Source organism: Vibrio splendidus 12E03 (assembly GCF_000272105.2).
Lineage (GTDB): Bacteria > Pseudomonadota > Gammaproteobacteria > Enterobacterales > Vibrionaceae > Vibrio > Vibrio splendidus_I.
In genome coordinates this window covers 1-245 of record NZ_AJZD02000306.1, presented here as the reverse complement: position 1 = coordinate 245, position 245 = coordinate 1, and the positions used below count along the sequence as shown (strand labels likewise).

Below are 245 nucleotides of genomic sequence, written 5' to 3'. Positions count from 1 at the left end.
GCGCTCGGTGGTGATCCCCTCAATGCTCTCGCGTACCGATGGCGTTTGAGTTTGAATTTGTGCCTCGGCCTGTAGCGACGTAGGCACCACCTCTTCTTCTTGAGGGGTTATGCTGAATTTTTGCATGGCCACAATCAACACAACAAGTAACGCGATAACGAGCAGCCACCCCCCTTTTTTCATGGGTGCGAGCCTTTCTTTAAATGTACTCACAGGCTACCCCTTCCCTCGCGTCACAAAGTCCG

General features: G+C 52.7%; 1 pseudogene. It reads right to left on the bottom strand.

What is annotated here, in order from left to right:
• Positions 1–213 (bottom strand): annotated as a pseudogene (locus A142_RS19285) (TrbI/VirB10 family protein); the annotation flags it as partial.
• Positions 214–245: the final 32 nt, after the last annotated feature.